The organism is Simplicispira hankyongi (genome assembly GCF_003570885.1).
In the GTDB taxonomy this organism is placed as follows: Bacteria; Pseudomonadota; Gammaproteobacteria; order Burkholderiales; family Burkholderiaceae_C; genus Simplicispira; species Simplicispira hankyongi.
Window position 1 is genome coordinate 1 of record NZ_QXJC01000003.1, and the last position, 20749, is coordinate 20749.

The 20749-nt window shown below is 65.5% G+C and carries 18 protein-coding genes and 1 pseudogene; 15 read left to right on the forward strand and 4 right to left on the reverse strand.

Translation table 11 applies throughout. From position 1 onward, the window contains the following. Positions 1-327 (forward strand): annotated as a pseudogene (locus tag D3F03_RS06720) (hypothetical protein); the annotation flags it as partial. 1 nt (position 328) lies between these two features. After that, complete coding sequence (gene arsB / locus D3F03_RS06725) at positions 329-1411, forward strand: ACR3 family arsenite efflux transporter (protein ID WP_199665424.1); 1083 nt, start codon at positions 329-331, stop codon at positions 1409-1411. A 70-nt stretch (positions 1412-1481) separates the two neighbouring features. On the opposite strand, the gene D3F03_RS06730 is transcribed toward arsB, so the two are convergent. Next, complete coding sequence (locus D3F03_RS06730; protein ID WP_119108643.1) at positions 1482-2048, reverse strand: aspartate carbamoyltransferase; 567 nt, start codon at positions 2046-2048, stop codon at positions 1482-1484. A gap of 71 nt (positions 2049-2119) precedes the next feature. Between D3F03_RS06730 and D3F03_RS06735 the strand changes: the two genes are divergently transcribed. From D3F03_RS06735 to pgm, 12 genes are all read left to right on the forward strand, one after another. Then, a complete protein-coding gene (locus D3F03_RS06735) occupies positions 2120-2749 on the forward strand; it encodes a Crp/Fnr family transcriptional regulator (protein WP_119108644.1) in 630 nt (209 codons plus the stop codon). A 154-nt stretch (positions 2750-2903) separates the two neighbouring features. After that, positions 2904-5495: a DNA mismatch repair protein MutS gene (mutS, locus tag D3F03_RS06740; protein ID WP_119108645.1), complete on the forward strand. Its 2592-nt coding sequence runs from the start codon at positions 2904-2906 to the stop codon at positions 5493-5495. Between the two features lie 199 nt (positions 5496-5694). Then, a complete protein-coding gene (locus tag D3F03_RS06745) occupies positions 5695-5994 on the forward strand; it encodes a hypothetical protein (RefSeq protein WP_147414709.1) in 300 nt (99 codons plus the stop codon). Between the two features lie 3 nt (positions 5995-5997). Further along, complete coding sequence (locus D3F03_RS06750) at positions 5998-6312, forward strand: CcdB family protein (RefSeq protein ID WP_119108647.1); 315 nt, start codon at positions 5998-6000, stop codon at positions 6310-6312. Positions 6313-6696: 384 nt separating this feature from the next. Further along, complete coding sequence (locus D3F03_RS06755) at positions 6697-7041, forward strand: hypothetical protein (RefSeq protein ID WP_199665425.1); 345 nt, start codon at positions 6697-6699, stop codon at positions 7039-7041. A 17-nt stretch (positions 7042-7058) separates the two neighbouring features. Then, complete coding sequence (locus tag D3F03_RS06760) at positions 7059-7322, forward strand: hypothetical protein (RefSeq protein ID WP_119108648.1); 264 nt, start codon at positions 7059-7061, stop codon at positions 7320-7322. Positions 7323-7526: 204 nt separating this feature from the next. Further along, positions 7527-8561, forward strand: coding sequence for a phosphogluconate dehydrogenase (NAD(+)-dependent, decarboxylating) (gene gnd / locus D3F03_RS06765; RefSeq protein WP_119108649.1), 1035 nt, complete (start codon positions 7527-7529; stop codon positions 8559-8561). Position 8562: 1 nt separating this feature from the next. After that, complete coding sequence (zwf, locus tag D3F03_RS06770; RefSeq protein ID WP_119108650.1) at positions 8563-9990, forward strand: glucose-6-phosphate dehydrogenase; 1428 nt, start codon at positions 8563-8565, stop codon at positions 9988-9990. Next, positions 9987-11078, forward strand: coding sequence for a transaldolase (tal, locus tag D3F03_RS06775; protein ID WP_119108651.1), 1092 nt, complete (start codon positions 9987-9989; stop codon positions 11076-11078). Before zwf ends, tal begins: the two co-directional genes overlap by 4 nt. Then, the gene (gene pgi / locus D3F03_RS06780; RefSeq protein WP_119108652.1) at positions 11075-12754 is read left to right on the forward strand and encodes a glucose-6-phosphate isomerase; all 1680 of its coding nucleotides are present in this window, start codon (positions 11075-11077) and stop codon (positions 12752-12754) included. Before tal ends, pgi begins: the two co-directional genes overlap by 4 nt. Next, positions 12751-14904, forward strand: coding sequence for a transketolase (tkt, locus tag D3F03_RS06785; RefSeq protein ID WP_245960535.1), 2154 nt, complete (start codon positions 12751-12753; stop codon positions 14902-14904). The genes pgi and tkt overlap by 4 nt, the downstream gene beginning before the upstream one ends. A gap of 3 nt (positions 14905-14907) precedes the next feature. Further along, complete coding sequence (gene pgm / locus D3F03_RS06790) at positions 14908-16566, forward strand: phosphoglucomutase (alpha-D-glucose-1,6-bisphosphate-dependent) (RefSeq protein WP_119108653.1); 1659 nt, start codon at positions 14908-14910, stop codon at positions 16564-16566. Between the two features lie 273 nt (positions 16567-16839). On the opposite strand, the gene D3F03_RS06800 is transcribed toward pgm, so the two are convergent. Further along, positions 16840-18072 (reverse strand): alpha/beta hydrolase family protein, encoded by a 1233-nt coding sequence (locus tag D3F03_RS06800; protein WP_119108654.1) that lies wholly within the window; start codon positions 18070-18072, stop codon positions 16840-16842. A gap of 133 nt (positions 18073-18205) precedes the next feature. Here D3F03_RS06800 and D3F03_RS06805 point away from each other — a divergent pair, with 133 nt between their 5' ends. Beyond that, positions 18206-19030, forward strand: a complete 825-nt coding sequence (locus D3F03_RS06805) for an alpha/beta fold hydrolase (protein ID WP_119108655.1) — start codon at positions 18206-18208, stop codon at positions 19028-19030. On the opposite strand, the gene D3F03_RS06810 is transcribed toward D3F03_RS06805, so the two are convergent. Both D3F03_RS06810 and D3F03_RS06815 read right to left on the reverse strand, forming a co-directional pair. Continuing rightward, positions 19027-19884 carry a MipA/OmpV family protein gene (locus tag D3F03_RS06810; protein WP_158606141.1) on the reverse strand — a complete coding sequence of 286 codons (858 nt, stop codon included), beginning with the start codon at positions 19882-19884 and terminating at the stop codon, positions 19027-19029. The two genes, D3F03_RS06805 and D3F03_RS06810, sit on opposite strands and share 4 nt — an antisense overlap. An 8-nt stretch (positions 19885-19892) precedes the next feature. Then, positions 19893-20720 (reverse strand): undecaprenyl-diphosphate phosphatase, encoded by an 828-nt coding sequence (locus tag D3F03_RS06815; RefSeq protein ID WP_119108657.1) that lies wholly within the window; start codon positions 20718-20720, stop codon positions 19893-19895. Positions 20721-20749: the final 29 nt, after the last annotated feature.

The window sequence follows — 20749 nt, forward strand, 5'->3', positions numbered from 1 at the left end:
CTGCGTTCCACCATGCCATATTCGGCAGGCCAACGCCACGTGTTTCTTCGGCACGATTTGCGGCACGGGCGGGCCGATTACTTCGCTAACCCCACCAAGGCAAACCCCATGAAACGATTCCATGTCCATGTGCATGTTGACACGCTCGCCAAATGGATGCTTGACGATCCTTCCAAAGGCGACGCGCCCGATGACCAGAAGTTTGAAGCCTTCCGCAAGACCGTTCACCTGATCAAGTGCCGGTTTGACCTTTTGATCAAGCTGCCGTCTGGCAAGCTGGACAAGGCTTTGCTTCAAACAACCGCCCGCGAACTCGCAAAGGAATGACATGAGCGTCCAATGTGCGGCAACAGCAAAACGGGCGACCGGCGCCCCCATGAGCGTGTTCGAGCGGTATCTAACCGTATGGGTGTTCCTATGCATCATCGCTGGCATCGCGCTGGGACAACTCCTGCCCAGCGTGTTTCAAGCGGTTGGCCGCATGGAGATCGCGAAGGTCAACCTGCCGGTGGGCCTGCTGATCTGGGTGATGATCATCCCGATGCTGGTCAAGGTGGACTTCTCCGCTCTGGGCGAAGTGCGCAAGCACGTCAAGGGCATTGGCGTAACGCTGTTTGTGAACTGGCTGGTCAAGCCGTTCTCGATGGCGTTTCTCGGCTGGCTATTTATTCGCCACTGGTTCGCTCCACTTTTGCCACCTGACCAGCTCGACAGCTACATTGCCGGACTGATTTTGCTGGCTGCCGCGCCGTGCACAGCCATGGTTTTCGTGTGGAGCCGACTCACTGGCGGTGATCCCCTGTTCACGCTCTCGCAAGTCGCGCTCAACGACAGCATCATGGTGATCGCCTTCGCGCCGCTGGTGGCGTTTCTGTTGGGCCTGTCCGCCATCACGGTGCCATGGGACACCCTGTTGACCTCGGTCGCCCTCTACATCGTGATTCCGGTGATCCTGGCGCAGTTGCTGCGCAAATTTCTGCTGTCCAAGGGGCAATCGGCATTCGACGCCACAATGGCCAAAATCGGACCGTGGTCGATCACGGCCCTGCTCGCCACGCTGGTGCTGCTGTTCGCCTTCCAGGGCGAGGCGATCCTAAAGCAGCCTCTCGTGATTGGCCTTCTGGCGGTGCCGATCCTGATTCAGGTGTTTTTCAATTCCGCGCTGGCCTATTGGCTCAATCGCGTGGCAGGAGAAAAGCACAACATTGCATGCCCATCCGCATTGATCGGTGCCTCCAATTTTTTCGAATTGGCGGTGGCCGCTGCGATCAGTCTTTTCGGCTTCAACTCCGGGGCGGCGCTGGCGACCGTGGTGGGCGTGTTGATCGAAGTGCCCGCTATGTTGCTGGTGGTGAGCATCGCCAACAACAGCAAAGGGTGGTATGAGCGTTCAGAGGTCCAATCGGCATGATCGAAATCGGCATCTATCACAACCCCAAGTGCGGCACACCAACGCTTTAAAGACGAAGTAGCGCTCTTTGCTACTTCATATCGCCGTGGTTGGCGTGACCTTCCATGGCATCCTTGCCGTGGTCGGCAAGCTGTGCGTCAAACCATGTGTGCAGGGCTGCCACCAAAGAGGCATCCGCCGTCCTGTAAGTCAACTGGCCGCCGCCCTTGATGTCTTGGTAGTCGATCGCGATTTGGCCCACCTTTGCCTCTTTGAGTTCGGCGAGACCGGGCATGTCCTGGCCGTGAATGTGCGATGGCCCTGAAAAATCCCCCTTCAAAAACTGCTCGCGAATCTCTTGCAGATGGCCACGCGCCAAGTGGACTTGCGCCGCATCGGTGGCTCTCTTGGCCACCACCTGTTGCACACCGCCCTCGGCGGTCTTGCTGAAGACGTGCGTGGTCGCCGCAAGGCTGAATGGCATCACATCCTTGCCGCGCTCGGCGACAGCGGCCTGGCGCTGAGTTTGTTCCATCATCGTAATATGGGCGGCATCGTCCATGTTTGAATGGTCCATGGCCGTGGAACCCCTCATTTGGGCTTGTGCTCCCGATGCGAGAGTGGCCAGGGCACATGAGGTGATGAGGGTTTTGAACATGGTGTTTCTCTGATAGCGACGCTGCCCCATCCTATGGTTCCATAGCCCTATAGGGTTATGATCCAAATCATATGCAATCCGCCATCGAAAAGCTGGACTGGCCTTCCCTCATTGAGGCCCAACCCGCCGCAGGCTTGATCCCGATCGGCCTGCGCCAACAAGCCAAACGCCTTGATGCACAGGCACACGAGCCACTCTTTCGCATTGGTGATCCCGTCCGTTGCGTCTATTTGGTGGTCTCAGGGGAGGCACGTTTGATTCGATTGGCCCGCAACGGCAGCGAGGTGATATTGCAGCGCTCGCGGGGCGGCTTCCTTGCCGAGGCGAGTCTTGAAGCCCGCTCTTACCACTGCGATGCAATCACGACCAAGCCCACGACCATCCTGATGCTTCCCGTCGCCGCGTTTCGCGCCGCCTTGGAAGAGGACCCCATATTTCGCAGCGCTTGGCAATCGCAGTTGACCAAAGAGATCCGAAAACTTCGGGCGCAATGCGAGCGCCTGAGCCTCAACAGCGCGGCCGACCGCATCAGCCATTACATTGAATCCGAAGGCGCCGACGGTATTTTGACTCTCAACCAATCCCGCAAGTCGTGGGCAGCCGAGCTTGGGCTGTCTCACGAAGCGCTTTACAGAACGCTGAGACGAATGCAAAGCGAGGGGGTGCTTGATGTTGACGGAGTCCGACTTGCAACAAAGTAATGGGCAGGTGCACATTCACGCCAACCCCACGCGAATGGTGGCGATGGTAGGCCTATGCCGCACGAATGGCTCCATTAAAATATCGTAACTTATTGATTTAAAACGGACTTTCAAATTGACATCGCAAGAAAAGGAGCCCATCCCTCATACCCCAATGATGCAGCAGTACCTCGCCCTCAAGGCCGGGTATCACGACACGCTGCTGCTCTACCGCATGGGCGATTTCTACGAGGTCTTTTTTGCCGATGCCGAAAAGGCCGCCCGCCTGCTCGACATCACGCTCACCCAGCGCGGCCAGTCGGCCGGCCAGCCCGTGGTGATGGCGGGCGTGCCCTTTCACGCGCTTGAGAACTACCTGGCACGCCTCATCCGCATGGGCGAATCGGTGGCCATTGCCGAGCAGGTGGGCGACGTGGCCACCGCCAAGGGCCCGGTGGAGCGCAAGGTGGTGCGCGTGGTGACCCCCGGCACGCTGACCGACACCGAGCTGCTGTCCGACAAGCAGGAGTCCACCCTGCTTGCCGTGCACGCCGGCAAGCGCGCACGCTGCGGCCTGGCGTGGCTGAGCGTGACGCAGGGCTGCGTGCTGCTGGCCGAGTGCGCACTGGACGAACTGCCCGCCTGGCTAGCCCGCATTGCGCCCAGCGAGCTGATCTACAGCGCCGGCGCCACCGAGCGCTTTGAGCACCACCTCAAAACCCTGCGCCAGCAAGGCGTTTTTGGCTGCCCGCTGGCGCCGCGCCCGGACTGGCAGTTCGACGCCGCGCTGGGCGAGCGCACCCTGCTCGCGCACCTGCAAGTGGCGACGCTGCAGGCCTTTGGCGCGCACGAGCTGCACGAGGCCCACGCCGCTGCCGCCGCGCTGCTGCACTACGCCGAGCACACGCAGGGCCGACCACTGACGCACATCCACAGCCTGCGCGTGCAGCGGGGCAGCGAGCTGATCGACCTGCCCGCCAGCACCCGGCGCAACCTCGAACTCGTCAAGACGCTGCGCGGCGACGACGCGCCCACGCTGTTTTCCTTGCTCGACACCTGCATGACCGGCATGGGCAGCCGCCTGCTGCGCCGCTGGCTGCTGGAGCCCGAGCGCGACCGCGCCCCGGCCCGCGCACGCCTCTCGGCAACTACTGCGCTGCGCAACGACGGCAGTTGGACGCGCCTGCGCGCCGCGCTCAAGGGCGTGTGCGATGTGGAGCGCATCACCGCCCGCGTGGCCCTCGGCCAGGTGCGCCCGCGCGAATTGCTGGCGCTGGGCCAGACACTACAAAAAACAGAGCTGCTAGCGCAAGCAGGGTATGCGCCAGAGCCCTATTTGACCCATATTTTTTCTGCGCTGACACCGCCCAGTGACTGCACCGCCCTGCTGGCGCGCGCCATCGCCCCCGAGCCCGCCGCGCTGGTGCGCGACGGCGGTGTCATCGCCACCGGCTACGACGCCGAGCTGGACGAGCTGCGCGCCATCCAGACCAACTGCGACACCTTCCTGCTCGACCTGGAAACGCGCGAGCGCGAACGCAGCGGCATCGCCAACCTGCGCGTGCAGTTCAACAAGGTGCACGGCTTCTATATCGAAGTCACCAGCAGCCAACTCGGCAAAGTTCCCGAGGATTACCGCCGCCGCCAGACTTTAAAGAACGCCGAGCGCTTCATCACCCCCGAACTCAAGGCATTTGAAGACAAGGCACTGTCGGCCTCCGAGCGGGCGCTGGCGCGCGAGAAATGGCTCTACGACCAGGTGCTGGTGCAGCTCCAGCCCCACGTGCCGGCGCTCACCCGCCTGGCCGAGGCGCTGGCCACGCTGGACGTGCTGTGCTGCCTGGCCGAGCGCTCGCTCACGCTGAACTGGTGCGCGCCGCAGTTTGTGGGCGAGCCCTGCATCGAGATCGAAGCCGGCCGCCACCCGGTGGTGGAAGCGCGCCTGGCGGAAACGTCGAGCGGCGCCTTCATCGCCAACAGCACACGCCTCAACGCCAACACGCGCATGCAGGTCATCACCGGCCCGAACATGGGCGGCAAATCGACCTACATGCGCCAGGTGGCGCTGATCGTGCTGCTCGCCAGCATCGGCAGCCATGTGCCGGCCGCCAGTTGCCGGCTCGGCCCGATCGACGCCATCCACACCCGCATTGGCGCGGCGGATGACTTGGCCAACGCGCAATCGACCTTCATGCTGGAGATGCTGGAGGCCGCGCAAATCCTGCACGCCGCCACGCCGCACAGTCTGGTGCTGATGGACGAAATCGGCCGCGGCACCAGCACCTTCGACGGCCTGGCGCTGGCCGGCAGCATCGCCACCCAACTGCACGACAAGACCCGCGCCTTCACGCTGTTTGCCACGCACTACTTCGAGCTGACCGAGCTGCCCGCCAAAGCGCGCCACGCGGTCAACATGCATGTCAGCGCGGCCGAATCGGGCAGCGACATCGTCTTCCTGCACGAAATCGCCCCCGGCCCGGCCAGCCGCAGCTACGGCATTCAGGTGGCGAAACTTGCCGGCATGCCCACCGCCGTGCTCAACCATGCGCGCCACGCGCTCGAAGCCCTGGAGGCGCGGGCCGGCGAAGGCAAGCTGCAAGTGGACCTGTTCGCCCCACCGCCGGCGCCCGAAATGCTGGCCCCCAGCCGCGTGGAAGCCGCCTTGGCCGCCATCGACCCCGACAAGCTCAGCCCACGCGAGGCGCTCGACGCGCTGTACCAGCTCAAGGCAGCGATGCCTAGGGCGATGCTGAATAAGTCACCATGATGATGCGCGCCGTGCATCGGGATGGGATGCAAGGCGCAAACCGCAGCCATAGCCGCAGCTATGGCGAGGATTTGCAACGCCGCAGACCGCCCGAGGTGCGGATGCGCGGCGCGTGAGGGACTTGTTCAGCATTGCCCTAGAGCTTGACCCGTGAAATTTCATGCCGCATGATGGCATGACACGCACCAGGAGCCATGCCATGTTGAAAGAAGTGGGCGCCAGCGGCCAGATCTCGCTGGGCAAGAGGTACGCCGGACAGTTGTTCCAAGTCGAGACCCTGGCGGACGGCAGCATCGTGATGCACCCCGTCAAAGTGGTGCCGGCCACCCCCTCGGTGCAGGAAGAGCCGGCTCGCTATGGCACGCAGCCTGCAACCACCGCGCCAACCGCGCAATGGGCAGAGCAGCATGCCGAGCAAATTGCGCAATACAACGCGTGGGCGACTGAGCGCGAACCCTACTCGCAGCGCGTGCGCCGCTGGCGCAGCGAAGGCGTTTAAGCCGTGGCGCGATTCGACATCTACCCCAACCCCATAGAGCCAGACCGGGCCGACTTCCCCTTTGTGCTGGAAATCCAGAGCGACCTGCTCTACCAGTTTGCCGAGCGCGTCTGCGTCCCCCTCGCACGGCCCGGCGCCTTTCCCGGCATGACCGAGCGCTTCAACCCGGCCATCGCGGTGGGCGGCCAAACGGTGCGCCTGCACCCACTGGGTATTGCCGTTTTCTTGCAGTCTGAGTTGCGCCAAAGCTGCAACAGCGCCATAGCGCAAATGCTGGAAATAGAAACCGCACTCGACATGCTGCTGCGCGGCTATTGAGTCAAAACTTGCCCTGCCATGACCCCCCAAGACTTCATCGCCAAATGGGGCACGCCCGGCGGCGTTCCCGGCCCTGCCTACGCGCGCAACGAAGAGCAAGCGCTCTTTGTGGAAGCGAATTGCCCCAAAGGTTCTGGATCACATGTCTTTCGGGCTCGGTAAGAGCATGCCTAGATTGCTTCGAAGCTCTCACGGCTGCAGTTGTAAAAGAACTGCCTGACGTAGAGACTCCCCACAAGGCTGGCAGTGCATCAGATGTATCCCTCCTGTGACTGCATGGCGCGTTCTCAGACGCCCCGACCAGCCTTCACAGCTAAATATTTAGAGCCAAATAGGCCTCTAGCGCATATGGGGCAAGCGCAACCAGCTATCGAAACAATAGTATTGCGGCAGCACGCCACCGCCATCGCCCAGGCCGCGCAGCGCCTGAACGCCCTGCGCGAAGCCTGGCTGAACCCGCCCGAATGGACAGCGCGCGTGCCCGAAGTGGTGCCGCTGGGCCTGGCCGCATCGCCCTACCCCGACCGCACCGTGGCCAAAGCGGGGTTCGAGAAAGAGCGGGCCAAGCGCACGCTCACCCAGCTCTACAACCAGCGCCCCGCCTGGCTCGCCGCCGCCGTGGCAGCGGCCTATGGCTGGCGCGACTACACGGGCGACATGCCTGACGACGAAATCCTGCGCCGCCTGCTGGCGCTGAACCTGGCGCGCAGCGCCGCTGGGGGCGCCTGATTGAGAAACGGAATGCCATGCCGCCACACCCGGACACACCCAACAACAGCGGCAACGGCGAAGACCGGCCCGTGGACGTGCACGCCCCCGAAGTGCCCGCCAGCGTGCGCCAGGCGGTGCTCGCCATCGTGCAGCCCGGCGACCAGCTCTGGCGCTGCCCGCGCCGCTCGGCGCCGCGCGGCGCGCTGGGCATTCTGGGGCTGGGGCCGCGCAGCGTGGTGATCGAATGGTGGCTGCTCGATGCCCAGGGCGCGCTGATCGAAGCGTTCTGGGAACAGTGACCGGCGTGGCACCCACGGCGCCTGCGAAACGCCACTGTCGGTCTTGGCCGACAGCCTTGCCCCGGCGCAAGGTCTAGCATCGTGGCTGCGCCCGGACCGCGAAACGCTCGGGTGTTGCCCGTGTGCCTGCCCACCTTCCCGTGCCGACGACAGCCGCGAACGCGCAGAAAACCACCAGTCGACGCGGAAGAACAGGACGATGGCATGCGACTGGGAATGATTGGTTTGGGACGCATGGGGGCCAGCATGAGCACCCGTTTGCTGCGCGGCGGGCACGCCTTGGTGGTGCACGACCAAAGTGCCGAGGCCGTCCAGCGGCTGGTGGGCCTGGGTGCCACGGGCAGCACCACGCTGCAAGATTTCGTCGCTGCCCTCGCCCTGCCCCGCGCCATCTGGCTCATGGTGCCGGCCGCCGTGGTCGATGGCGTGCTGGACGGTCTGGTGCCCTTGCTCAGCCCCGGTGACACCGTCATCGACGGCGGCAATTCGTACTACCACGACGACCTGCGCCGCGCCGCTGCGCTGGAGGCCAAGGGCATCCACTACCTCGACGTGGGCACCAGCGGCGGCGTGGCCGGCCTCACGCGCGGCTACTGCCAGATGGTGGGCGGCAAGGACGAGGCCGTCGCCCAACTGGCGCCGATTTTCGAGACGCTGGCGCCCGGCGCCGGTGTGCTGACACCCACTCCTGGCCGCAAGGCGGGCGGCGGCACCGCAGAGCGCGGCTGGCTGCACTGCGGCCCACACGGCGCGGGGCACTTTGTGAAGATGGTGCACAACGGCATTGAATACGGAATCATGGCCGCCTACGCCGAGGGACTGAACATCCTGCACCACGCCAATGTGGGCAAGCTCCAGCACGAAGTCGATGCCGAAACCACGCCGCTGCGCCACCCCGAGCACTACCAGTACGCGCTGGACCTGCCTGAAATCACCGAGCTGTGGCGGCGCGGCAGCGTGATTGGCTCGTGGCTGCTCGATTTGACCGCCGAGGCGCTGGCCGCCGACCCCCAACTCGACAACTTTGCCGGCCGCGTCTCCGATTCCGGCGAAGGCCGCTGGACGGTGCAGGCTGCGATTGACGCCGCCGTGCCGGCCCCCGTGCTGAGCGCTGCGCTCTATGCGCGCTTTGGCTCACGCGGCGAGGCCGACTTTGCCAACCGCGTGCAATCGGCCATGCGGCACGAGTTTGGCGGGCATGCGGAAAAAGCCGGCCCCGCACCCACGAGCGGGGGTTGACATGGCGCACGACGGCACGCAGCCACCCGCCCGCTCCGACGCCCTGGTGGTGTTTGGCGCCACGGGCGATCTGGCGCACAAGAAAGTCTTACCGGCACTCTATGCACTGCACCTGCGGGGCGACCTGAACGTGCCCGTCATTGGCGTGGCCTCGTCGCCCTGGAGCCAGGAGGAGTTTCGCACGCGCGCACGCGCCAGCGTGCAGGCCTCTGGCGCAGCGGCAGCGGGTGGCAAGCTCGACAGCTTCCTCGCGCAGCTGCAGTACGTCAGCGGCAACTACCAGGACAGCGCCACCTTCGGCGCGCTGAAAGCAGCCCTGGGAACCGCCCGGCGGCCGGCGCACTACCTCGCCATTCCGCCCGCGCTGTTCCCGGTGGTGATCCGCAGCCTCGGCGCTGCGGGCCTGGCACAGGACGCCCGCGTCATCATTGAGAAACCCTTTGGCCGCGATCTGGCTTCGGCGCGCACGCTCAACCAGGTGGCGCGGGAAGTGTTTGCCGACAACGCCATCTTTCGCATCGACCACTTCCTGGGCAAGGAAGCGATCATGAATTTGCTCTACTTCCGCTTTGCCAACGCGTTCCTGGAGCCGCTGTGGAACCGCCAGCACGTCAAAAGCGTGCAGATCACCCTGGCCGAAGATTTTGGCGTGCAGGGCCGGGGCGGTTTTTATGAAAGCGCCGGGTGCCTGCGCGACGTGGTGCAAAACCATTTGCTGCAAATCGTCGCCCTGCTGGCCATGGAGCCGCCGGGCGGCCAGCACTTCAGCGCGGTGGAGGCCGAGAAGTTCCAGGTGTTGAACGCCATGCGGCCCTTGCGGCCCGAAGACCTGGTGCGCGGCCAGTACCAGGGCTACCGTGATGAAGGGCAGGTGGCGGGCGACTCCGATGTGGAGACGTTCTGCGCGCTGCGCCTGTCCATCGACTCCTGGCGCTGGGCCGGCGTGCCCTGGTTCCTGCGCTCGGGCAAATGCCTGCCCACCACCGCCTGCGAAGTGCTGGTGCGGCTCGAACCCCCACCGGTGCGGCTGTTTGACGATGCCGGCGCGGGCGGAGACGAGGTGAACCACCTGCGCTTTCGCCTCTCGCCCCATTCGGTGATTGCCCTGGCAGCACGCGTCAAACGCGTCGGCAAAGCCTTTACCGGCGAACAAAAGGAACTGGTACTGACCGAAGAAGAAGCCGGCGAGCAAAGCCCGTATGAGCGCCTGTTGGGCGACGCCATGGCGGGCGACCCCGCCTTGTTCGCCAGCGAAGGCGCCATTGAAGCCGCCTGGCGCGTGGTGGACCCAGTGCTCACCGAGCACATGCCCGCCACACCCTACCCACAAGGCAGTTGGGGCCCCGCCGCAGCCGATACGCTGATGACAGTGCACGGCGGCTGGCACAACCCCAGTGTGCTGTCCCCTCCCGCAAAGGACACCCCATGAAAGCCACGCAACAACTCCACGCGCTCGGCCAGAGCCTGTGGCTCGACAACATCACCCGCCCGCTGCTCGACAGCGGCGCGCTGGCGCGCTACATCACGCAATATTCGATTACCGGGCTGACCTCGAACCCGACCATCTTCGAGCACGCCATCGGCACCTCGGACGCGTATGACGAGGCGATTGCACGCGGCACGTCCAAGGGCCAGGCGGGCGAAGCGCTGTTCTTCGACCTGGCCATTGCCGACCTGCGCCGCGCCGCCGACCTGTTCCGCCCGGTGTTCGAAGCCACGGGCGGCGTGGACGGCTGGGTGTCGCTGGAGGTCTCGCCGCTGCTGGCGCACGACGCCAAGGGCACGGTTGCGGCGGCGGTGCACCTGCACCAGCTGGCCGACCGGCCGAACCTGTACATCAAGATTCCCGGCACGCCCGAGGGCGTGGTGGCCATAGAAGAATCCATCTTTGCTGGCGTGCCGGTCAACGTCACGCTGCTGTTTTCGGCGGCACAGTACCAGGCGGCGGCCGAGGCCTATCTGCGCGGCATCGAGCGGCGCGTGGCCGCAGGGCTGGACGCCAAGGTGAATTCGGTCGCCTCGCTCTTTGTCAGCCGCTGGGACGTGGCCGCCAACAAGCGGCTGCCGGGCGCGCTGCACAACCGCCTGGGTATCGCGGTCGCCGCGCAGACCTACCGCGCCTACCGCGAGCTGCTGGCCTTGCCGCGCTGGCACCGCCTCGCCGCCGCTGGCGCGCATGTGCAGCGCCTGCTGTGGGCAAGCACCGGTACGAAAGACCCTGCGGCGCCCGACACGCTGTACGTCGAGGCACTGGCCGCGCCCGACACCATCAATACCCTGCCAGAAAAAACGCTGTTTGCGTTTTCTGACCACGGCAAGGTGCAGCCAAGCCTGCAGGGCGATGGCAATGGCGGCGACGCCACCATCGCCCAATGCCGCGAGGCAGGCATCGACATCGACGCGCTGGCTGAGCAATTGCAGCGCGAAGGCGCAGAGTCGTTTTCGCAGTCCTGGGCCAAGCTGCTGGACAACCTTGCCAACAAAGCCACGCCTTCCTCTGCGAAGACCGACCCATGACCGATTTCAACGCACCGCGCACACCGCCAAAACTGACAAGCTTGTCGGCGTGGCAGGCCCTCACCGCCCACCACGAGCAGCACCGCGGGCAGCACCTGCACGAGCTGTTTGCCAGCGACCCCGGCCGGGGTGAGCGCCTGAGCGCAGAGGCTGCCGGCTGGTACCTTGATTACTCGAAGCAGCGCATCACGGACGACACCCTGCGCCTGCTGCTCCAGCTAGCCGAGCAATGCGGCGTGAGCGAGCGCATTGCCGCCATGTTTCGCGGCGACGCCATCAACACCACCGAGCACCGCGCAGCCCTGCACACGGCCTTGCGCGCGCCCACGGGCACGCAGATTTTGGTGGACGGCGTCGATGTCGTGCCCGAGGTGCACGCCATGCTGCGCCGCATGGCAGCGTTTGCCGATGCCGTGCGCAGCGGCGCGTGGCGCGGCCACAGCGGCAAGCGCATTCGCACCGTCATCAACATTGGCATTGGCGGCTCCGATCTGGGGCCGGTGATGGCGTACGAGGCACTGCGCCACTACAGCCAGCGCGATCTGCAATGCCGCTTTGTCTCCAATGTGGACGCGACAGCACTGGTCGAGGCCACGCGCGACCTGGACGCGGGCGAGACGCTGTTCATCGTCTGCTCCAAGACCTTCACCACGCTGGAAACGCTGACCAACGCGCACGCCGCGCGTGCCTGGTGCGTGGCGCAACTGGGCAGCGACGCGGCGGTGGCCAGGCACTTCGTGGCCGTGTCCACCAATGCCGAGGGGGTGGCCCAATTTGGCATTGCGCCGGAACACATGTTCGGGTTCTGGGACTGGGTGGGCGGGCGCTACTCCATGGATTCGGCCATTGGCCTCTCACTCATGGTGGCCATTGGGCCGGTGCAGTTTGGCGACATGCTGGCCGGCTTTCGCGCCATGGACGAGCATTTCAAAAATACCCCGCTGGCGCAGAACCTGCCGGTGCTGATGGGCCTGTTGGCGGTGTGGAACACCAATTTCTTGGGGGCGCAGACACAAGCCGTGCTGCCTTATGCGCAGTACCTGAGCCGCTTTCCCGCCTACCTGCAGCAGCTCACGATGGAGAGCAACGGCAAGCACATGACGCTGACCGGTGCACGGGTGAACTACGCCACCTCAGCCATTGTGTGGGGCGAGCCGGGCACCAACGGCCAGCACTCGTTCTACCAACTGCTGCACCAGGGCACATCGACCGTGCCCTGCGACTTCATCGGCTTTTGCCAGACGCTCAACCCGCTGGAGCCAGACGCCAGCGGCAGCGACAGCCAGCACAACCTGCTGATGGCGAACTTCTTCGCGCAGACCGAGGCGCTGGCCTTCGGCAAGAGCTTGCAGCAGGTACTCAGCGAAGGCGCAGACCCCAGCGTTGCGCCGCACCGCACGTTCGAAGGCAACCGCCCCAGCAGCAGCTTGCTGGCCGAGCGCTTGAGCCCGCACTCGCTCGGTGCGCTGGTGGCGCTGTACGAGCACAGCGTGTTCACGCAGGGTGTGGTCTGGAACATCGACCCGTTCGACCAGTGGGGCGTGGAACTGGGCAAGGTGCTGGCGGGCACCACGGCGAAAGAGCTCGCCGCCGTTGATGCGCCGCAACTGGCGCACGACAGCTCTACCAACGCGCTGATGCGCCGTTACCGCCAACTGCGCAAGGAGATGGGATGACTGAACGCGACACCATGGACACCACAACCGCCACGGCCCCCGCCACGGAGCTGGACCAGTTGTGCATCAACACGCTGCGCACCCTGGCCATCGACATGGTACAACAGGCCGACTCCGGCCACCCCGGCACGCCCATGGGCGCGGCGCCCACGGCCTACTGCCTGTGGCAGCGCTTCCTCAACTACGATCCGCACGCACCCGCCTGGCCCAACCGCGACCGCTTCGTGCTCTCGTGCGGCCACGCCTGCGCCCTGCTCTACGGCCTGCTGTTCCTGGGCGACGTCAAGCCCGGCAGCGGCGACGATGCACGCGGTTCGCTGGGCCAAGCGGTCACGCTCGACGAGATCAGGAGCTTTCGCCAACTGGGCAGCCGCTGCACCGGCCACCCCGAGCACGGTTGGGCCACCGGGTTCGAGACCACCACTGGCCCGCTGGGCCAAGGCGTGGCCACGTCGGTCGGCATGGCGATGGCCGAGGCCTGGCTGGCCGCGACCTACAACCGCCCCGGTTTCACGCTGTTCGACCACAAGGTGTATGCCCTGGCAAGCGACGGCGACATGATGGAAGGCGTCAGCGCCGAGGCGGCTTCGCTGGCCGGCCATCTGCAGCTCGCCAACCTGTGCTGGATCTACGACAGCAACCACATCAGCATCGAAGGCGCGACGGACATCACGTTCACCGAAGACGTGGGTGCGCGCTTCGAGGCCTATGGCTGGCGCGTGCTGCACGTGGCAGATGCCAACGCCATTGAGCAGCTGTCTGCCCATCTCGAGACCTTTGCCCTGCAGCCGAGCCTGCCGACGCTGATCGTCGTGCAAAGCCACATCGGCTATGGCGCGCCGCACAAGCAGGACGAGAAAGAGGCCCACGGCGAGCCGCTGGGCGAAGACGAAGTGCGGCTGACCAAGGAGTTTTATGGTTGGGACCCGGACGCAAAATTTCTGGTGCCCAGCGTTGTGCCCCAGCACTTCAAGGCGCACTTCGGCCAGCGTGGAGCAAAGGCGCATGCCACCTGGGAATCGCTTTACCAAAAATACCAGGTGCAATACCCAGACTTGGCGCAGCAAATTGCCCACATGCAGGCGGGCACGCTGCCCGAAGGCTGGGACGCGCCATTGCCCCGCTTTGAAGCCAGTGCCAAGGGGGTCTCCACCCGCGACGCGGCAGGCAAGGTGCAGAACGCCATCGCCAGGCAGGTACCCTGGGTGCTGGGCGGCGCGGCCGACCTGGCGCCGTCCACCAAAACCGTGCTGACCTTCGATTTTGCGGGTGTCTTCGAGCCTGGTCCGCTGGCAGACGACGGCGAACGCGCGAAAGCCGACGCTCACAGTTTCGCTGGACGCAACTTCCATTTCGGTATCCGCGAGCACGCCATGTGCGCCGCCGTGAGCGGCATGGCGCTCGCCGGGCTGCGGCCCTTTGCGGCGGGCTTTCTGATCTTCACCGACTACGCGCGCGGTGCGATGCGCCTGGCCGCCATGATGGGCCTGCCCGTCACCTACATCTGGACGCACGACTCGATTGCGCTGGGCGAAGACGGCCCCACCCACCAGCCCATCGAGCAGCTCGCCTCGCTGCGCGCGATGCCCGGCATGCGCGTGCTGCGCCCGGCCGACGCCAACGAGACGGTGGAGGCCTGGCGGATTGCCATGCAGAGCACCGATGGCCCCACCAGCCTGGTGCTCACGCGCCAAGCCTTGCCCACACTGGACCGCACGCAGTACGCCAGCGCAGCAGGCGTGGCCCATGGCGCCTACGTGCTGGCCGATTGCGAGGGGGGATCGCCCGAGGTGCTGCTGCTGGCCACCGGCAGCGAAGTGGCGCTGTGCATCGCTGCGTACGAGCAACTTAAAAAAGATGGCGTTCGCGCCAGGGTGGTCAGCATGCCGTCGTGGGAGCTGTTCGAGCGCCAGGACGCGGCCTACCAGGAGAGCGTGCTGCCCGACGCGGTGCAGGCGCGCGTCTCGGTAGAAGCCGGCTCCGGCCTGGGCTGGGAGCGCTATGTGGGCCGCCATGGCGCCATTTTGGCCATGCACTCGTTTGGCACGTCGGCACCCGGCAAGGACGTACTGGCCCATTTTGGTTTCGACGCCGCCCACGTGGTGCGCGCTGCGCAAGAGCAACTGCGCCGCCACCAAGCGAAGGCCTGAGCCATGAACCCGCACCAAAGCCCTTTTGCCGGCCAGAGCGCACCGACGTCCGCGCTCATCGACGTGGACCAGCTGCTGGCGGCCTATTTTTCCGAGCGCCCCGACCCCAGCGTGGCCGTACAGCGCGTGGCGTTTGGCACTTCGGGCCACCGTGGTTCGGCGTTCGACGTGTCGTTCAACGAATGGCATGTTCTGGCCATCACCCAGGCCATTTGCGACCACCGCCGCGCGCAGGGCATTGCCGGGCCGCTGTTCCTGGGCATCGACACCCACGCGCTCTCCAAGCCCGCCTGCGACAGCGCGCTCGAAGTGCTTGCCGCCAATGGCGTGGACGTGATGCTGGCGCCGGGTGGAGAGTTCACCCCGACCCCAGCCGTTTCGCACGCCATCCTTGTGCACAACCGTACTGGCAGCAGCGCGCAGGCCGACGGCATCGTCGCCACGCCCTCGCACAACCCACCACGGGACGGTGGCTTCAAGTACAACCCGCCGCACGGCGGCCCGGCCGGTTCGGACATCACCCAGGCTATCGGCGCGGCTGCGAACCGCTATCTGGAGCAGGGCCTGCAAGGCGTACGCCGCATGCCGCTTACAGCGGCGCTGCGGGCCAGTACCACGCACCGCCACGATTTTCTGCGCCACTACGTGGACGACCTCGACCACGCCATCGACATGGAAGCCATTCGCGGCTCGGGGCTGCGTTTGGGGGTGGACCCGCTGGGCGGTGCCGGCGTGCACTACTGGCCGGCGATTGCCGAGCGCTGGCGGCTCGATCTCACCGTGCTGAGTGAGGTGGTGGACCCACAGTTCGCTTTCATGGCGCTGGACTGGGACGGGCAGATCCGCATGGACCCGTCGTCGCGTTTCGCCATGCAACGGCTCATTGCCGCCAAAGACCGGTTCGACGTCGGTTTTGCCTGCGACACCGACCACGACCGGCACGGCATCGTCACGCCCGGCGCGGGCTTGCTGGCGCCCAACCATTACCTCTCCGTAGTGGTCGACTACCTCTTTCGCCACCGTCCGAAATGGGGCGCACACGCGGCGGTGGGCAAGACGGTGGTGACCACCGCGCTGATCGAGCGCGTGGCCGCCCGGCTCAAGCGCGCGGTCTTCGACGTGCCCGTGGGCTTCAAGTGGTTCTCACAAGGTTTACTGGACGGCCGCCTGGGGTTTGCCGGCGAAGAGAGCGCCGGCGCGGCCTTTTTGCGCCGCGACGGGACGGCGTGGACGACAGACAAGGACGGCATTGCCGCCGCCCTGCTGGCCGCCGAGATCACCGCCGTCACCGGCAGCGACCCTGGCCGCTTGTACGGTGCCTTGACCAAAGACTTGGGTGAGCCTGCCGCAGACCGCGTGGAAGCACCGGCAAACGCGCAGCAGAAGCAGGCGCTGGCCGCACTTTCGGCGAGCCAGATCACCACCACCACGCTGGCGGGGGAACCCATCACCTCCGTGTGCACCCAGGCCCCCGGCAACGGCGCCGCCATCGGCGGCATCAAGGTGAGTGCCCCTAGCGGCTGGTATGCCGCACGGCCCTCGGGCACCGAAGACATCTACAAAATCTACGGCGAGAGTTTTCGCGGGGCGGAGCACCTGGCGCAGATTCTGGCCGAGGCACAAAAGACGGTGGACGCCGCCTTGCAGGCAGCCAGCAACTGAGAACGTGTTCACGATCTCGCAGGAGCCGCGTTGGAGCGAAATCGGGATGAGTGGATGCTTCGGATGCGCCGCATGGGCTCATGCCCATGCAAGCAGCCGGGGCGTCCAATCGCCCGATTTCGCTCCAACCCTTTGGGCAGTGGTCTTTGCGGGCGGTCTGCTGCGTTGCGGCGCTTGCCAATAGCGGGGCTATTGGCCGCCCACCGCGCCTTGCATCCCATCCCGCAAAGACCGCTGCGCGGCCTCTGGGAGATCGTAAACACGTTCTGAAAGCTACAGACCCTGCGCCACAGCCCCAACGCGCCCCAGCATGAACGCCACAAACGGCGGCACGCACGGAATGTGGCCAGCCGGAGTGGCTTGGCAATCGGTCAGCGACACCAGATCGCCCGCGCCCCTCTTTTGCATGGCTTGCAGGGTGTTCACTGAGCTGGCATAGGGCACGGTCTGGTCGTCCCGGCCATGGAACAGCGCCACCGGCACCTGCGGGCGCCAGTCGTAGACGCTGCTGTCCTGGGCAATGGCACGTGAGTCGTCAGCAAAAAAGCTGTCGAGGAAGCGCGTGTCGTAGACCACGTCGGCATCGCCCGGGATCAGCTGGCTCAGCACGGCGCGGCGCACTTCGCTCTGCACGCTGCTGCCCAGGTAGCGCAGAAAACCCAGGTTGATCAGGGCCCCCAGAAGCGGCTGTTTGGCACTCACCACAGCAATCAGGCTATCGAGCGTGGTCTGCACGTCGTAGGGCCCGGCGCCGAGCACTGCCATACGCAACTGGGCCAGCTGCGGCGAGCCGCTGGCCTGCAGGTCGCGGTGCGCGGCCATGGTGGCGTAGCCACCCTCCGAATAGCCGGTGAGGAAGAGCTGGCCGTTGTCCTGCACCCCATTGGCGGCACGCCAGTAGGTTGCCGCCGTGAGGAAATCGTTGACCGCCGCCGCCGTGGGCGCTGCCAGCAAATAGGGGTGCGGCGTGCCGCGCGAAACACCAAACCCCACGTAGTCGGGCGCCACCACCACGTAGCCCAGAGAGGCCAGCACCACCGCCACCTCGTTCGGCGCGGCATGGTTGCTGGGCGCCTCGGCGTCATGAAAAATGGTGCCGTGCTGGTAGCTGAGCACGGGACTGGTGCTGCCGGCAGGCTTTTGCGGCACGCTGATGAGGCCGGAGGCACGCACCTCGTGGCCGTCGGCGTCCAGTGTCGTGTATTCCAGCCGCCAGGAGGCCACGACATAGCGCGGCACGACACCCTGCACCTGCGTCTTGTCAAGGGCGAGCGCGTCGGCGATTGCGGCCGGGGCAATACTGCCCAAGGGGCTGCTGGCCTTGAGCTCACCCCGCCCCACCGGGTTGGCCGGGATCGGCGGCTGCACGGCCACGGGCCCGTCATCGTGGCCACCGCCACAGGCCACCAGTGCGGTGAGCGCTGCGCCGCAGACGACTGCGCGCCAGCGGTGGTGGATGCCGTACGGCCTACGGTCGCGCAGTGCGCATGGATTCACATCAGGCATGGTGGACCCCAGAAAACGAGCAGACACCGCTTCATGATAGAGGCATCACCCGCAAGTACAGGCCACTACACTTGCGCCCCTCACGCTCTCATGGCGCACTGCACCCGCTCGCCCACGCAACGCGCCTCCTCTCATGACCCCTATCGTTTTCTCGCACGGCAACAGCTTCCCAGGCGGCACCTACAGCCTGCTTTTTCAGCATCTGCGTGAGCGCGGCTTCACCCTGAGCGCCATCGACCGCTTTGGCCACGACCCGCGCTACCCCGTCACCAGCAACTGGCCGCACCTGGTGCAGCAGCTGGCGGATTTCGCAGCCGATGCGGTGGCCAAGCACGGTGGGCCGGTGTTTCTGGTCGGGCATTCGCTTGGTGGCATCGTCAGCGCGATGACCGCCGCCCTGCACCCGCAAATCGCGCGCGGAGTGCTCATGCTTGACTCCCCTCTCATCAGCGGCTGGCGCGCCAACGCGGTCAACGTCGCCAAGCGCACGCAGATGGTGGGCACGGTTTCGCCCGGACGGGTCAGCAGCCGCCGCCGCAAGCACTGGGCCAGCGATGAGGAAGCTCTGCAGCACTTCGCCCGCAAGAAGGCATTTGCCCGCTGGCACCCTCAGGTGCTCGCCGACTACATCACCCACGGGCTGCAGGACGAAGACGGCCAGCGCGCGCTGCGCTTCGACCGGGACGTGGAGACCGCCATCTACAACACACTGCCGCACAACCTGGTTGCGCTCTTGCGCAAGCACCCGCTGCGCTGCCCGGCGGCCTTCGTTGGCGGCCTTGCCTCGGTCGAAATGCAGCAGGTAGGCATGGCGCTGACGGCGCGCGTGACCGAGGGGCGCATCTCGATGCTGGACGGCACGCACCTCTTTCCCATGGAGCAGCCGCTCACCACGGCGGCTGCGGTGGAAGCGGCGCTGCTCAATCTGGAGAGCGTGGCTGCAGGATCGGTCCGCTAATGGCAGCAGCGGTAGGCAAGTCCCACCGTCACCCCATAGTTGTTCGGCTTGACCACGATCGGGCTGTTGCGCGCATCGCTGCGCAGTTGGCTCAAGCGCACGCCGCCAAACACGATCCACCGGTCGGTAATCGCGCTCTTGACTTCTAGCCCCAAGTCGGTGCTCATCACGCCTGCGCCGGGCGAATAGGCAGGGAACGGCGTACGCACCAAGGCCACGTCGGCGGGTACGCCAAAGTAGCTGCGCAGATAAATCGCGTCGGCCAGGGTGAAACCGGCGGCCAGGCCAATTTCGGTGCGCGGCGTCACCTGCCACTCATACTGCAGCGTCGTCTGCACCGTGGTTCCACCCCTGCGACCCAGCAAGTCCTGGTTAAGCGAGCTGCGCAGACTGAACTCTGGCGTCAGCATCCAGGCTGCTGACAGGCGCGCCAGCAGCGTGCGGCGCACATCGGGCAGGCCGTAGATCGGCGAATCGGCGTCAGGGGTACGGCCACCGCCGATGCGCAAGCCTGCACTCAGGTGAAAACGCTCGGCATCGAACAGCCGCGCGCTCAAGCCAGTGAAGCGCGGCTCCAAGTCGAAATCGAGCAGCGAGCCACCGCCACCGCTGCTGAGGGTGTAGCGCCCAATGTCCACGCCGATGACCGGGCGCAGGCTATTGCCGCGCTTGCTACTCCCTGCGTAGTCGGGTCCATTGGACGCCGCCAGCCCCAACGCCCAGGTATAGCCCGGGTCTTTTGCAACGGGCGATGCCTGGGCCGCATCAGCCGGCGCAGCCCATGCTGCGCAAGGAACCAGAAGCGTCGCGACGAAAGCGAGTGCTGTGGCATGGGGAAAGAGGAATGGGCGCATGGCCTGCATCATGCCGCGTCCCAGCGCACCCATCCAGCCAAAGAGGTGGCCATTACCACACACCCAAAGGCAATGCGGTACCAGGCAAAGGGCACGAAGCTGTGGCTGCTGATGTAGCGCAGCAGCCAGCGCACACAGATCCAGGCGCTGACGAAGGAAAACACCAGCCCGACCACAAACAGGGGCACATCGCCCACAGACAGTAGCGCACGCTCTTTGTACAGGCTGTAGACGCCTGCGCCAATCAAGGTGGGCATGGCAAGAAAGAACGAGTAATCGGTGGCCGCCTTGCGCGAGAGCCCCATGAGCATGCCGCCAATGATGGTGGCACCGCTGCGGCTGGTGCCCGGCACCAGCGCCAGGCACTGCGCCAGCCCGACCTTGAAGGCGTCGAGCGGCGTCATATCGTCCACCGTGGCCACCCGCGTGGCCACTGGCGCGCGCCGCTCGGCCCACAGGATGATGAAACCGCCCAGGATGAAGGTGCTGGCCACCACCAGCGGCGTGAACAGATGCTCCTTGATCACCTTGCCAAACGCCAGGCCGAGCACGACCGCAGGCAGGAAGCCAACGAACACGTTGAGGGCAAAGCGCTGCGCCTGCCGCGAGCTGGGCAGTGCGACCACGGTTTCGCGGATCTTTTGCCAGTACACCAGGATGACGGCAAAGATGGCGCCGGTCTGGATGGCGATATCAAACACCTTGGCCTTGTCGTCGTCAAAGCCCAGCAGCGCGCCTGCCAGGATGAGGTGGCCGGTGGAAGAAATGGGCAGAAACTCGGTCAGGCCCTCAACCACCCCCATGATGACCGCCTTGAGCAGCAAAACAGTGTCCACGCGTGCGTCCTTTGGCCCCTCGGGGCGTG